This window comes from Tabrizicola aquatica (assembly GCF_002900975.1).
GTDB lineage: Bacteria > Pseudomonadota > Alphaproteobacteria > Rhodobacterales > Rhodobacteraceae > Tabrizicola > Tabrizicola aquatica.
In genome coordinates this window covers 152,646-165,962 of record NZ_PJON01000002.1, presented here as the reverse complement: position 1 = coordinate 165,962, position 13,317 = coordinate 152,646, and the positions used below count along the sequence as shown (strand labels likewise).

The window sequence follows — 13,317 nt, the reverse complement described above, 5'->3', positions numbered from 1 at the left end:
GGTCACTCCCCCTTCGCCTCTCCGGCGTACTGGTCCACGGCCCCGGCCATCTGCAGCATCAGCGTCTCCATCGAGATACTTTCGTTGGAATAGGGATAGAAGCTGGACGTCTCGCCCTTCTCCCACTTCTGCCGCATCTCGGGGCGGGTGATGTCCCAGTCCGGATAGGTCTGCCGCGCCACGTCGCGCAGGTCGGCGTGCAATTCGGCGGTCGAGGGGCGGCCCCAGTAGTAATAGCCGTTGTAGATCTTGTGGACCTTCAGCCCCCGGCCCAGCACGATCGTGTGCGGGATCATCACGTCATGCGTGGTGTCGGTGTATTCCTTGATGTCCAGATCCTTCTGAATTACCCTTTCCTCGTCGTAAAGGAACGGCCAGGGCGCGCCGGTCTGCTGGCGGTAGTTGTTGGTGATGTGCCAGTCGTCGGTGGTGATGGTGACCACCTGGGTATACCCGACCACCAGTTGCGGGTGAAAGCGCACCAGTTCGTGCATCTGGGCACGGTCCTTGGGGCAGAAGAAACCGCGGGTCAGGAAGATGACCATCAGCTGGTCGCCTTGCAGGTCCGACAGGCGACGCTGGGTCTTGGTGTGATCGGGCAGCACGAAGTCAGGAAACCGCGCGCCGGGGGTCAGGTCGTCTCGCATGGCAGGCCTCCGGTCAAAGGGACCAAACCGGAGGCTCGGCGAATTTGTTCCCCTACTTCTTCGCCCGCCAGGTGTTCAGCCAGGCCCCGATCCGCCCAAAGAACCCGCGCGCGCCCTTGCGGGCGGTCTCGGCGCGGGCCTCGACCGAATCCCAGGCCTCGCCCGCATCCGCCAGCGCAGGGTCGATCATCCGTTCGCGGAATTGCAGCCACATCTTGCGGATCAGCACGGCCAGGATCAGCAGGAAGCCGAAGAAGAAGATGTTGAACCAAGGGATGATGGTGACATCCGGCCCCTCGACAGAGCGGATCCCAACGGCGTTGGGGAAGCTTGAGATCAACTCGTTCCGCCAGCCGTAATGCGTGACCACGGCCCATTTGGGGGCCTCGGCGGTCGAGCGGAGGTCGTCCGCCTCGGTCTGCAGGCTGGCCGTGTCGAACTTGAAATAGGGCGGCCAGCTCCAGCCCGTGTCCTCGTTCCGGTAGACCATCACCCCGCCACTGGCCAGCACGGTCTGGATGAACTGCACGTCCCGGTTGGTCAGGGCCGTGGACTGGTCGTCCGGCGAGGACCAGAAGATCCGCGTCCAGTCGTTCAGGTCCTGGCGTTCCTGATAGGTGCCGACGACCCGCACCACGTCATGCTGCGGCAGCGTATAGTGCAGGAACAGCCCGATGATCAGGGCAAGCGTGCCCCAGAAAGCCCATTTCACGTATCGCATCGCGGCCTCATGCGTAATTGACCAGATATAGGAGCACCGCGATCGCGATGAAAGGCAGGACGAAGATAATGACCAGCAGCCGGTTTCGCAGGCTGCCCTCATATTCGGCCATGCCCTTGTCGATGAACGCCTCCCGCGCCACGGCATCGCCCTTGGGGGCGGCGTCCCATTCCCTCTCCAGCGCCTCGCGGCGCAGCGAGCGGGCATAGATCCGCAGCACGAAATAGGCCACGGCACCCACCACGGCCCAGATCACGATGGCGCGCAGAAATCCGATCATCGCCGCCCTCCAGTTGCGCCCCAGGGGCCGACCACCGTTCGGCGCGCCGGTTTGGGGCCTTCCGCCATCTGCGGCCGATGGAGTTCGTCCATCGACGGTTCCGGCCCGAACAGCGCTGTCCGCGCGCCCTCACGGTCCACCTGATACTCCCGCGCCAGGAAGTCCGCCACATAGGTTTTCTTGCGGTCGGACCACGTGGCGTACTGGGCGTAGAACAGCTCCTTGTGGGTGATGAACATCTGCCGCACGTCCATCGGAGAGAGTTCGGACAGAAGCATGTTCACCAGGTCGCGGTCCGGCCCCTTGCCGCGGAGCGTGTAGAAATAGGCCGGATGCTCCGAGGTGATCTTCGGCCAGGCCCCCCCGGCCTCGACCCAGCGGAGGAGGGCGGCTAGCCCCAGAAACTCCTCGGGCAACGAGGTGCCCAGCTTGTAGGCCACCTTCCGCAGTTCCGTCCGTCGCGCATCCCCGACCTCGATCCCCAGCCGGTCCGCCGCATCGACCAGGATGAAATCCATCTTCTGCCGCAGGATGGCCGAGGCATCCGTCCCCCGCGCCTGCACGATGGGTTCCACCAGCCCGTTCCGCTCCAGCCAGTCGGCGATCTGGTTGCGGTGGTCCAGGTCCATCACCTGCGCCACCGGCACCTCGCCCAGGCTTTTCCAGTCCAGCGTCGAGATCGCCGCCGGATAGCGCACGCCCTGAAAGATGTAGACCCCGCCGAAATGGCTGGTCCAGAAGTTCTGCTGCTGGAACGTCATCGCCGGAAGGCTGATCGGCACCCGCGTCACGTCGCCCGTCTTCTTGGCAAGGCCAATCATCTCCGCTACCAGCACATCATCGCGCCAGCCGTCCGGCTCAACCCGGAACCGCTCGATCAGCTTCGCCAGCTTCCCCGCATCCGCCACATGCCCGCCGATCGTATCCGCCTCGACCGTCACCTGCCGGATGTCGAACAGCTTGGCCGGCGTGTCGAACGCGTAGACCGAGTTCTGCAACTCCCCCGCCACCGCATCCCGCGCGGTCAGGGCAAACAACTGCGCCTCGTTCTTCTCGATGAACTGCGTCAGGATCCCCCGGCTGGTGGAGAACTTGATGTTCAGCAAAGGCGCATCCTTCTGCGCCGTTGTCAGCAAGATGAACTGCCGGTTCGCCCCGTTGGGGTTGAGGTAGAGGTCGTCGTTTAATTCGTCGCCAATCTCGGGCGAATAGCCGGACAGGTCGATGTGGAAATCGTCAAGCTTCGTGGTCTTGCTGGTAAGATGCTTGAGCGCCCGGTTGTAGCGCTCGACAAGGGCGGGAGAGGAAACCTCGATCAGGTTCCCGAACATGAGACCGCGTTGGATGAGGCGTTTCACTTACTTCTCACTGCGAAGTTCAATTCGGGTAGTCAGTGCCACAAACACGACAACACTCTTGAAAAGTGTCAAATCGGTTGGCGTATTTGCACCCATTAAAGAGAGATCTCCAAGATCGTAGAACGTAGTCTTGAGCATTCGTTGTCCAGGATTCAGATAGCTTCCTTCGATAAACTGAAAACAACGGGCGGTTTGAAGCGTTGGAACGCCAAATCCCGATTCTTCTTTCGATGGGCCGCCAAAAGAACAGAATACATTTCGGCTGTCATCAGAGTAAGACCATGTCTCCTTTACATCGAAGTTCCAATCAAGGAATTTAAGTGGAAGCATATCAGTTTGATCGCTCTCCACAGCGGTCCAAATTGCATCCATGGATACCTCTCCGAATATCTCTCCCAAATTCACTCCGTTTACTACGTTGTTTTCCAAGTGAATTTCTATGCCGCCGACTCGGCACCAAATTGGCAGCGCCGGTGCTTCCAAGCTAACCGCGGAACAGTTTATCAGCTCAGGAAGAGACACTCCGTCGTCCATGTAAACTAGCTCATGGAACTTCTCGGCCGACAAAGGTTCGGCCGTCGCCGCAAGATTGGTAAACAGAATTAAGAAACTGGTAAGCCAGAACTCTGTTGCGCTCTCGGTAAAATCTTTGTTTCGTTTAATCACCCCTTCCCCCCTTCACCATCCACCATCCGCATCCCCAACCGCCGGTTCAGCTCCTGCGCTTTCACCAGCCAGACGAACCCCAGCACCGGACCCCACAGCAGCGCAAACAACGCCGAACGGCCCAGGAAGAACCCCGCCCGCTCCAGCGGAGCCGCCAGAACCCCTGCCCAGACCCCCTCGTTGATCGCCGCATAAAGCCCCGCCGTCAGCACGGCCCCCACGCCCAGCGCCACCACCGCCGTCACCCCCACCGCCCGCGAAAGCCTCGCCTGCGACAGGTTCCCCCGCCCCGCGACCCACCCCGGCAGCCAGGCCACCAGCGCGCACAACCCCGCCAGGGGCAGGATCGAATTCCACAGGGTCAGTGGCTCGTTCATTCGCTCTTCCGTCTGGCGCGCCGCCGGATGACCATGGTGAGCAGCACAGAAATGAAAAGACCAGCAACCGACATATACCACAGGCTGGCGATCAGGTCGGACCACGCGCATTCCGGAGTTCCGCTTCGTGCCGAACGCGCGGCCAGCACCCCAAGCACCGCAAGGACGACAACACCGGAAGCGAGCCCCCACCCCAGCACCAGCGCCAAGACAAACCGCCAACCGCCAGACGCGGCAAGCTTGACCAACAGCCAGGGCCCCACGACGATTGCCAGACCGCTGCCCGCCAAGAGGCCGACATGCTGAAACAACGCCGAGGCGCAGGTCATCGAAGCCTTCCTTGAGCGGGCCTCACCCCTTCCCCTCCAGATATCGCCGCTTCGCCTCTTCCGTCCGGCCAAAGTCGCGCACCATCGCCTCGATGGCCACCTCGTCCGACTTGTCGGCATAGCGGAACTCGCTGTCGGCGTAGCGGTTGATTTCCTGGATCACCATCTCCACCGAGATCGGCGTCATCAGCCCCCGGATCATCGCCAGCTTCTCGTCATAGGGCTTGAAGAGGAAGAGGTCCGGCTGATCCATCCACTCATCCGGCAGTTCAAAGTCCATCGCCCGGACCTTCACCGCATCGGTGATGTTCTTGATCGCCCGGCCCGTGAACCGCTCATCCGCCTCTTGGATCGCTTTCAGGTAGGCCCCCATCTTGGCGAGGGTATCCAGCTTCCCAATCTTACCCGACACCCGGTCCCAGACCTTCAGCAACCCCTCCTCATGCGGCTTCGAATGCCCCTCAAAGGACGCGGCCACAGCCTTCTTGATCTCCTGCGCCGCGAACAGATCATGCTCCCCCACCGGGATCGCATGGTTCTTCCCCAAGAGAAGCGAGAGGATATCAATGTAATCCTCCTTCGACTGCGGCCCGTCGACCAGAAACCGCGCCCCGGCCCGCTGGCGCAGGGCGTCGTCCACGTTCTCCGGATAGTTCGAGAACATGCCAAACGTGCAGTTCCCCCGCACCACCGTCCCCGCCCCTGCAAAGGCCTGCATGAAGACCGCCGTCACCTCTTGCTGGCCAGCCGAGGACTGCCGGTCCCCCCGCTTCCCCGCCACCTGGTCGATATCGTCGATGGTCCCGAACCCGATGACCGAGGGGTCCAGTACCGCGTCGATGAACGCCTTCGCGTTCTGCCCCGACTTGCCCTGATAGCTGTCGATCTGGTCGATCGAGAAGTTCTGATACCGGAACGGATACCCCGCCACCTTGCAGTAATCGTTCAGCAACCCCGCCATCATCTGGATCAGCGTGGTCTTCCCCGTCCCCGGCTTCCCATCCCCCATAAAGGTGAAGATGAACCCGCCCAATTCCGCGAACGGGTTCAGGCGGCGTTCGAAGTCATAGGCCATCAGCATCTTCGACAGCCGCAGCGACTGGTACTTGGCGATGTGGTTCCCCACCACCTCATGCGGCTTCTTGAAGGCCATGGCGATCATGCCACCCTTCGCAGCCTTGGCCGGCTTGAACCCCGACAGCGTCAGCCCATCCGCCTCCACCTTCCAGCTTCCACCCGTAAAGACAGAAGTCCGCGCCCCATTCTCCGCCCGGATCTGCACCTTCTTCATCAGCGCCTCGGCAAAGGCCGACACCACTGCCACCAGCTTCACATCGTCGGTCGCCAGCGCCCCGATGTCCTGATCCAGCTCCCACAAGGCCCCCTGCAAGGCCAGCGGAGCATTGTCGGTCAGAACCTCCTCCACCTCGCCCAACTCGACCGTCGTGGTCCCCACATGCGGCGCGATCAGATAGGCCAGCGCATTGCCGAAGGTGAACAAGACCACCAGCGCCTCACCCGCCAGCAACTCCCCAAATTCGGCGCGCCGGGGTTCCGGCACCCGCCCCTCCAGGTTCGCCCGCTTTAACTCCGCCAGCCCCGATTGCGCCGAGAACGTCTCCCCCATCGCCAGCGCAATCGCCAAGGATCGCCGCAGCGCGTTCAGCACCGCCGCCTGTACCGGCGAGACCAGCCCATCCCCCAACCCCTCGACCCGCTCTGCCAGCCGCACCCCGCCGGGCCGCGCGGTCGTCCGCGTCGCCATCCCCGGCACCGTCGACCGGAACGTCGGCCGCGTCCCCACGCCGGGCGACCGCTCCGCCACTGCAGCCACCACCAAGGGCTTCGCCAACCGCGGCGCGTGATCGAAGCCAAAGACCATCCCCAAGGCCGCCTCATATTGCGCCCGGATCGTCTCTTCCTTCAGCTCCATCGTGTCGCGCGTGTTCATGAAACCCTCATTTTCTGTCTGAGAATATCCCGGGGGTCCGGGGGCTGGCCCCCGGCTACAACGTCGGAATAAGCCGCCCCCCGGCCCCCACGACGAACTTCCGCAGCCCCTGCAGCCCGCGCGGGTTCTGTTCGACCAACACCTGATAGGGCTTCTCCGGCAGGATGATCATCCGGTCCTGCCGCGTCGCCCCCAACTCAACACCCGCCACCGGGTCCAGCTTGTAGACCTGCCGCTGGACCGACGAGAACCAGCCGTCCTTCACCTCTTCCTCGCGGTCCGAGATCAGGTCCTCGACCGTCCAGACCAGCGCCCAATCCTGCCCTTCGGGTGCCTTCGCGCCCTCCAGCACCTTGGAAATCGGCCCCGACTGCAACGTGAAACTGGACGAATACATCGGCCCCAGGATCACCCGCCGCAGCCGTTTCGGATGCAGGTCCGCGAAATCCTTGTCGAACCCCGTCGCAATCGTCAGCAGCTTCAACCCACCCACCGACTGCGCCATCAGCGCAGCCTGAGCCTGCGGCCAGCGGTAGGCGTCGTTCAGGATCGGCCGTTTGCCACTGTCCTCCAGGTCCATCAGGTAGACCACCGGCAGGTTGACCTGCGTGTCCCAGACCGCCCAATGCACCAGGAAATGCCGCCGCGAACCCAGATCCTCGATCCACTGCGCATCCGGATCATTCCGCGCCCAGAACATGCCCCCCGCCGCCAGCGCCTCATAGTAATACCGCTGCGACAGCGCGAATTGCAGCGCGGTCGGGATCACCTGATCCCCCACGATCTGCCGCACCATCCGGTCCTTCAGTTCCGTCTCGGACGGCATCCCGGCCAGATGCTTCTCGGCCTGCTGGGCATCGACGGCCATCGTCATGAGTTCCTGAGCCACCGGAAACCCGCTCTCATGCCGGTCGATGGTCAGGCGCGGGGCCGTCTCCCCCCGCCCCGTCATCAGGTACTTGTGGTTCAACGCCCGGAACGTCGTCGCCACCGCCTTGAGGTAGACCCCGAGCAGCCGAGCCTCGGTCCGCGTCAGCTTTCCCTCATTCTCCATCTCCGCCGCCACCCGGCCCAGATGCCCGGTGATCCGGTCGAACTTGGCAAAGTAGCGCCTCGCGACGAGTGTGTCGTAAAGCTCGTGATGGTCCGAGGTAAGCTGGTCCTTGACGGTTCTGTCAGTCATCTACCGCCTGCCCATCGCAATCGACCCCATACCACCACCGCAAAACCGGATGGCGCAGCACTAAGCTGCGAAGCCGCCCGGCAGGCATCCCGCGCAAAAACATCCAATGCTGTCCCATCCGCGCCGCCCCGCCAAGCAAAGCCATCAGTGCCCCGCCCGAGATCAAGGCGACAGTCATGATCCCGCTAACCTGTTGCGCAATCCGGTGACCATACAGCTCGAAGATTACGGTCACAAAGGCAAGGCAAACTCCCAGCAATATCGCCGCGATCCCGCGCGTCAGGGCCCAGCGCACCTGACGCCTAAACCTCATTCCCCGTACGCGTTCTTGTCGTGCTTCTCGACAATCGAGGCAAAGCGCCGGGCAAAGCGTTCATCCGCCTTCGCCTTCTGCTCCAGGATCTGCCGCGCGAACACCATATGCCCCTCATGCGCTTCCAGCATGTCGGCCATCTTGTCGTTGGTCGCAGCGCCAATCGCCGCCATCGCGGTCTGGGCTTCCTGGTCGGTTTTGACACCGATCTCGTTGATCCGGTGCGCCACGTCCTGCTGCTGGGCGGTCTTGAGGCTGGAGGTCAGCGCATCATACAGCACCACCCGCTGCTTGGTGTCCGTCTGCAGCTTGTTGATCAGCACCAGCTGCGTCGCCGCCTGGTTCTGAAGGCTGTCGACCCAAGTCTTCCCCTTCTCGATATAGCGCTCCAGCGTCTGGGACTTCGCCAGTTTCACCTGCTCGTCCTGCACCAGCGCGTTGTATTGCGCGTTCAGGTTGGCAAGCTCCGTCTCCAGCTTGGTCCGCGCCGCCGCGTCCTGCTCGACGCTGATCTTGTTCTCCAGCTCGATGATCTTTGGATCTAGGCTGGCGACTTCCCGGCGCACCGCCTCCAGTGCCGCGACGGTCTCTTCCCGCTCGGTCAGGGTGCCGGCAAGGTTCCCTTCGACCCGCGTCTTTTGCGTGTTCAGAAGGTCGAGCTGCCCTTGCAGCAGCTTCACGATCACGTCCGATTTCGAGATCAGGTCCTGCAGCTTGTCATCGATCGTGGCCGCACGCATCCGCTCTTGCCGCATCGACTCGGCCTTCGCGGACGAGAAGATGCCGATGAAGGTCTCCATTCCCGTCTTTGACCGCATCTCGGCAAATTCGGTCGAGAAACCCGCGGTCACGTCGTCCAGGCCCATGATCAGCTCGGCGATGTTCGCGTTCATCAGGTCGGTGTGCTTCGACACATCATCCAGCGTGGCGTTTTCCACGTCCAGCTGCACGCCCTGGTCCAGCTTGGTCCGCGCGGCCTCGATCCGGCTAGTGATCGCGCTGATCTTCGCCTGCGCCTCGGCGACCTGAGCCTGGCTCTCCTTGATCTGCGTCTCGAAATCGGCCATCGCGCCCTCCTGTGACCATTTGTCCCTGCACATAGTAATGTGACGGGGAATTACATCATCTTGCCGCAGGATTTTTCGCCGGCAGCCAACGGCACAAGTCTTGCCGCAACTGCCCACGCTCGCCAAGCAGAGAATGCCCGACCCCACACCGACCGGCTGCGGCCCGCACGCGTGCGGCAAGCGCGGCCAAAAAGTGGAAAGAATGTGGCGGGCCGCGCCGGCGGGATGGCTGCCCCGTGCGACTGGCCGGTTGATTCGTGACAGATTGAAGCCTTAGATGGTGGGGAATGAATACCGCGCAACCGCTAATTGTGGGCCAATTCCCGGATTGGGTGCCGTTTGGACCAGATTTCGCGGAACGACCCCGGAATATGGCTAAAACAAGACCAATTGTGGCTTAACATTGACAAATTCGAGAAATGGTAAATGATTGTATAAGGTTGTCGGCCCCCCCTCGTGTCGCTGCTTGCAAGGTTTTTAAGGGGGCCATGATCGGACACGGCACCTCAACGGGCACTTGAAGGCCCGTCACAAGAAGGTGCGACGCGCAGGCAGTTTTGCCCGCGTGCAACGATTGAAGGGTGGGGTTTGAAATGCGCGACTTGGTGGATGAGCCAGGCCACGTCAGACGTGGACTGCCTGGACATAAGGTTGTTGTGGTGGCCGGCGGCGCCGGATTTCTGGGTTCGGCGCTGTGCGCCAGGCTGATCGCTTCGGGGCAGACCGTGATCTGCATCGACAACTTGCTTACCGGCTCTGCCGACAATATCGCCACGCTGCTGCGGCATCCCCGCTTCCGCTTCATCCAGCATGACATCATCACCCCCTTCACCATTCCCGGGCGGGTGGATGAGATCTACAATCTGGCTTGCCCGGCCTCGCCGCCGCGCTATCAGGCGGACCCGATCCACACGTTCCGCACCAGCATCGACGGCTCGCTGAATCTGCTGGCCCTGGCCGAGCGCAAGGAGGCCCGGGTTCTGCTGACCTCGACCTCCGAGGTCTATGGCGACCCCGAGATCCCGCTTCAGTCCGAAAGCTATCGCGGTTGCGTCAATACGGTTGGCCCCCGGGCCTGCTATGACGAAGGCAAGCGGGCGGCCGAGACGCTGTTCTGGGAGTATGGCGCGCATCGCGGCCTGGAAACCCGCATCGCCCGCATCTTCAACACCTACGGGCCGCAGATGGACCCCGCCGATGGGCGCGTGGTGTCGAACTTCATCGTGCAGGCGCTGTCGGGCAAGGCGCTGACCATTTACGGCGACGGCTCGCAGACCCGGAGCTTCTGCTATGTCAGCGATCTGGTGGACGGGCTGATCCGCCTGATGGCCAGCGACGAGAAGATGCCGGTCAACCTTGGCAATCCGGGCGAGTTCACCATGCTGGAACTGGCCGAAAAGGTGCAGGCGAAGCTTGGCCGCAGGTCTGCCATCGTGTTCCGCCCTTTGCCGCAGGATGATCCCCGCCAGCGGCGGCCCGACATCACGCGTGCCCGCCTGCTTCTGGGCTGGGCGCCGACCGTGCCGCTGGACCGCGGGCTGGAGTTGACCATCCCCTGGTTTGCCCAGCGTCTGGGCGTCGACCTGCAGCACGAGACGGCCCTGGTGTCATGACGACCGCGCCTGCCATACTGGTTACGGGCGGGGCTGGCTTCATCGGCTCGCACACCTGCAAGGCGCTGGCGCGCGCCGGCTTCCTGCCCGTGGCCTTTGACAACCTGTCCACCGGGCATCGTGACGCCGTGCGCTTTGGCCCGCTGGTTCCCGGCGATGTCCGCGACAGCGCCGCGGTGGAACGCGCGATCAAGGCGCATTCGGCCGAAGCGGTGATCCACTTCGCCGCCTCGGCCTATGTCGGGGAAAGCATGGCGAACCCCGGACTTTACTACGACAACAACCTGGGCGGGATGATCGGTCTGATTGCCGGGTGTCATTCGGCCGGGGTGGACCGGATCGTCTTTTCCTCCAGCTGCGCGACCTATGGCATCCCCGACCGGCTGCCGATTGCCGAGACGACTCCGCAGGCCCCGATCAATCCCTATGGCCGGACCAAGCTGATCTGCGAGGCGATGCTGGCCGACCACGCCGCGGCACATGGTCTGCGTTATGCCGCGCTGCGCTACTTCAACGCCGCCGGTGCCGACCCCGAGGGCGAGTTGTTCGAGCGGCATGAGCCGGAAACCCACCTGATCCCGCTGGCGCTGCGGGCGGCAACCGGGCAGGGGCCGGCGCTGCAGGTTTACGGCACCGATTATCCGACCCCCGATGGCACCTGCATCCGTGACTATATTCACGTCAGCGACCTTGCCCGCGCGCATGTCCTGGCGTTGCAACACCTGCTGCGGGGGGGCGAAACCCTGCGCCTGAACCTGGGCACAGGGCAGGGTCTGTCGGTCCGCCAGATCATCGCCGGGATTGAGGAGATGACCGGCCGGCAGATGCCGGTGATCTGGGGCCCCCGCCGGCCCGGAGACCCCCCGGCCCTGGTCGCCGACGCACGCGAGGCGCGGGTCAAGTTGGGCTTCGTGGCGGCAAGGTCGGCCTTGCCCACGCTGCTGGCGGACGCCGCCCTGGCCTATGGGGTGCGCGATGCAGCCTAAGCCACGGTCGCCCTATCTGACCCCTCTGCTATCCCCGGCCGAGTATTACTGGCAGCTCTTGCTCTCCGTCATCTGGGCCGCCGCTGCGCTGTGGTTCTGGATCTGGTGGCTGGACCCTGCCCATATCGACGTCGAGGCCGGCTGGGTTGGCTGGCTGAAGTTCGGCGTGGTCTCGGTGCTGATCGCCTGGATCACCTTCCTGCAGGCCTTCTTCCTGGTGTTCAGCCTGCGCGCCGTGCGCTCGGCCGCGCCGGACCCGGCGCGCCTGCGGCTGCGGGTGGCGATGATCGTCACCAAGACCCCGTCCGAACCCTTCGATGTCCTGCGCCGCACGTTGGAGGCGATGCTGGCCCAGGACCTGCCGCATGACACCTGGCTTGCGGACGAGGACCCCTCGCCCGAAACGCTGGCCTGGTGTCACGCTCATGGGGTGCATGTGTCGTCGCGCAAGGGGGTGGCAGAGTATCACCAGAAAACCTGGCCGCGCCGCACGCGCTGCAAGGAAGGGAACCTGGCCTATTTCTACGACCACTGGGGTTATGACCTCTACGATGTGGTTTGCCAGCTGGACGCCGACCACGTCCCCCAGCCCGGCTATCTGCGTGAGATGTTGCGCCCCTTCGCCGATCCCGAGGTCGGCTATGTCTCGGCCCCCTCGATCTGCTCGTCCAACGCGCCGCTGAACTGGGCCGCGCGCACCCGGCTGCACACCGAGGGCGGCTTCCACGGCATCCTGCAGGCGGGATATTCCAACGGGTTCGCCCCGATGTGCATCGGTTCGCACTACGCGGTGCGGACCCGCGCCCTGCGCGCGGTGGGCGGGCTGGGCCCGGAACTGGCCGAGGACCACTCGACCACGATGCTGCTGAACGCGGGTGGCTGGAAAGGTGTGCATGCGATCGACGCCATTGCCATCGGCGACGGGCCGACCACGGTGGCCGACATGGTCACCCAGGAGTTCCAGTGGTCGCGAAGTCTGGTCACGCTGCTTTTGCAGCACACGCCGCGCTATCTGCCGCAGCTTTCCCCGCGCCTCAGGGCGCAATTCCTGTTCTGCCAGACGCTGTATCCGCTGCTCGCGCTGACCTTCTGCGCCATGTATCTGCTGCCGGTCGTCGCGGTGCTGTTCGACGTGCGCTATTCGCTGGTGACCTATCCGGCCTATATCACCCACGTCCTGCCGATGATCCTGGTCATGCTGGCGATTGCCTGGTGCTTCCATGGCATGGGTCATTTCCGCCCGGTGGACGCCTCGGTCATCAGTTGGGAGCGGATCCTGTTCCTTGGCCTGCAATGGCCCTGGGTGCTGTGGGGCTGCGTCATGGCGGTGCGCGACACGCTGACCGGCAAGTTCGTAGACTTCCGCATCACCCCAAAGGGCGAGGCGTCCCGCGGCCGCCTGCCCGGTCGGGTGCTGCTGGTCTATACCGCCCTGGCGCTGGGCTGCTTCCTGCCCGTCCTCTTTGGCCCGACGCTGGCCGAGGCGAAGGGGTTCTACCTCTTGACCCTGCTGTCGGGCTCGCTTTACGCCGCCGTGGTGCTGGTGACGGTCTGGCATCACCTGTCGGAAAACGGGTGGTCCTACCTGGGCACCTGGCGCGATGCGACCGTGCAGCTTGGCTGTGTCGCGCTGCTTGTTGGACTAAGCTGGAACGCCTTTGCCACCCGCTCGGCCGAGGGGGCCTTCGGGATGACCCAGGGGCTGGACCGGGTCAAGCTTGTCCAGATGCAGACCCGCGTCGCCGGGGCGGGCTCGGGCCGCGCCGGTCTGACCGACTATCAGTTTACATTTGAGTGGGTCCGGCAGCCGTCGGACTTCAACTAAG

Annotated in this window: 14 protein-coding genes; 3 read left to right on the top strand and 11 right to left on the bottom strand. The window is 63.6% G+C overall.

Annotation, left to right across the window (positions count from 1 at the left end):
* Nucleotides 1-2: 2 nt before the first annotated feature.
* Genes CXR42_RS09210 through CXR42_RS09165 form a run of 11 tightly spaced genes read right to left on the bottom strand, consistent with a single transcriptional unit; the run spans nt 3 to nt 8,892 of the window.
* Nucleotides 3-647 carry a peroxiredoxin-like family protein gene (locus tag CXR42_RS09210; protein WP_103257254.1) on the bottom strand — a complete coding sequence of 215 codons (645 nt, stop codon included), beginning with the start codon at nt 645-647 and terminating at the stop codon, nt 3-5.
* Nucleotides 648-699: 52 nt separating this feature from the next.
* On the bottom strand, nt 700-1,368 hold the full coding sequence (locus tag CXR42_RS09205; protein ID WP_103257253.1) for a DUF1523 family protein: 669 nt from the start codon (nt 1,366-1,368) through the stop codon (nt 700-702).
* A gap of 7 nt (nt 1,369-1,375) precedes the next feature.
* Nucleotides 1,376-1,648: a hypothetical protein gene (locus CXR42_RS09200; RefSeq protein WP_245875399.1), complete on the bottom strand. Its 273-nt coding sequence runs from the start codon at nt 1,646-1,648 to the stop codon at nt 1,376-1,378.
* Nucleotides 1,645-3,006 carry a DUF6638 family protein gene (locus CXR42_RS09195; protein ID WP_103257252.1) on the bottom strand — a complete coding sequence of 454 codons (1,362 nt, stop codon included), beginning with the start codon at nt 3,004-3,006 and terminating at the stop codon, nt 1,645-1,647. Before CXR42_RS09195 ends, CXR42_RS09200 begins: the two co-directional genes overlap by 4 nt.
* A complete protein-coding gene (locus CXR42_RS19320; RefSeq protein ID WP_146038035.1) occupies nt 3,007-3,672 on the bottom strand; it encodes a hypothetical protein in 666 nt (221 codons plus the stop codon).
* On the bottom strand, nt 3,669-4,049 hold the full coding sequence (locus tag CXR42_RS09190) for a hypothetical protein (protein ID WP_146038034.1): 381 nt from the start codon (nt 4,047-4,049) through the stop codon (nt 3,669-3,671). Before CXR42_RS09190 ends, CXR42_RS19320 begins: the two co-directional genes overlap by 4 nt.
* On the bottom strand, nt 4,046-4,378 hold the full coding sequence (locus tag CXR42_RS09185; RefSeq protein WP_103257250.1) for a hypothetical protein: 333 nt from the start codon (nt 4,376-4,378) through the stop codon (nt 4,046-4,048). Before CXR42_RS09185 ends, CXR42_RS09190 begins: the two co-directional genes overlap by 4 nt.
* Before the next feature lie 22 nt (nt 4,379-4,400).
* Nucleotides 4,401-6,329: an AAA family ATPase gene (locus CXR42_RS09180; protein WP_103257249.1), complete on the bottom strand. Its 1,929-nt coding sequence runs from the start codon at nt 6,327-6,329 to the stop codon at nt 4,401-4,403.
* A gap of 55 nt (nt 6,330-6,384) precedes the next feature.
* A complete protein-coding gene (locus CXR42_RS09175; protein ID WP_103257248.1) occupies nt 6,385-7,512 on the bottom strand; it encodes a hypothetical protein in 1,128 nt (375 codons plus the stop codon).
* Nucleotides 7,505-7,807 (bottom strand): hypothetical protein, encoded by a 303-nt coding sequence (locus CXR42_RS09170; protein WP_146038033.1) that lies wholly within the window; start codon nt 7,805-7,807, stop codon nt 7,505-7,507. Before CXR42_RS09170 ends, CXR42_RS09175 begins: the two co-directional genes overlap by 8 nt.
* A 14-nt stretch (nt 7,808-7,821) precedes the next feature.
* Complete coding sequence (locus tag CXR42_RS09165; RefSeq protein WP_103257246.1) at nt 7,822-8,892, bottom strand: coiled-coil domain-containing protein; 1,071 nt, start codon at nt 8,890-8,892, stop codon at nt 7,822-7,824.
* 659 nt (nt 8,893-9,551) lie between these two features.
* Between CXR42_RS09165 and CXR42_RS09160 the strand changes: the two genes are divergently transcribed.
* The 3 genes from CXR42_RS09160 to CXR42_RS09150 are packed head-to-tail and all read left to right on the top strand — an operon-like array spanning nt 9,552 to nt 13,316.
* The gene (locus CXR42_RS09160) at nt 9,552-10,505 is read left to right on the top strand and encodes a UDP-glucuronic acid decarboxylase family protein (protein WP_425444854.1); all 954 of its coding nucleotides are present in this window, start codon (nt 9,552-9,554) and stop codon (nt 10,503-10,505) included.
* Nucleotides 10,502-11,491, top strand: a complete 990-nt coding sequence (gene galE, locus CXR42_RS09155; RefSeq protein ID WP_103257244.1) for a UDP-glucose 4-epimerase GalE — start codon at nt 10,502-10,504, stop codon at nt 11,489-11,491. Before CXR42_RS09160 ends, galE begins: the two co-directional genes overlap by 4 nt.
* The gene (locus tag CXR42_RS09150) at nt 11,481-13,316 is read left to right on the top strand and encodes a glycosyltransferase family 2 protein (protein WP_103257726.1); all 1,836 of its coding nucleotides are present in this window, start codon (nt 11,481-11,483) and stop codon (nt 13,314-13,316) included. Before galE ends, CXR42_RS09150 begins: the two co-directional genes overlap by 11 nt.
* Nucleotide 13,317: the final 1 nt, after the last annotated feature.